Origin of the sequence: Streptomyces lushanensis, from assembly GCF_001700515.1 — a bacterium.
Classification (GTDB): domain Bacteria; phylum Actinomycetota; class Actinomycetes; order Streptomycetales; family Streptomycetaceae; genus Streptomyces; species Streptomyces lushanensis.
Window position 1 is genome coordinate 329 of sequence record NZ_MAUD01000726.1, and the last position, 334, is coordinate 662.

The 334-nt window shown below is 72.8% G+C and carries 1 protein-coding gene; it reads right to left on the reverse strand.

Going from position 1 to position 334, the window contains the following annotated elements:
• Positions 1-192 (reverse strand): DUF6875 domain-containing protein (locus BFF77_RS38015; protein ID WP_342671282.1); only part of this gene is annotated, 192 nt, incomplete at its 3' end.
• Positions 193-334: the final 142 nt, after the last annotated feature.

Sequence of the window (334 nt, forward strand, 5' to 3'; positions counted from 1 at the left end):
AGAGGGCTGGGTGTACGGGCACACCGGGCCGCTCCGGCCCAGCTCCGGATGGCCGGACACCAGGAAGTCGCCGCTCCACTCCAGAACGGCGCTCAGATGCGGCAGATGCCGCTCCGGCACCTCACCGTTCGCGACCTCGGCCGCGGTCCAGAAGTGGATGTGCTCGTCGCCCCTCACCGCGGGTCCCGCCACAGCGGACGCAGGGACGGGCCGCCGTCCGGCAGGGTGATGTCGCCGCCGAGCGGCACGAAACCCTGCCGGAGGCAGAGCGCCTCACCACCGGGTGAACTGGCCTCCGCGTACACCGGGTGGCCTTCCCGGTCGGCACGGTCGA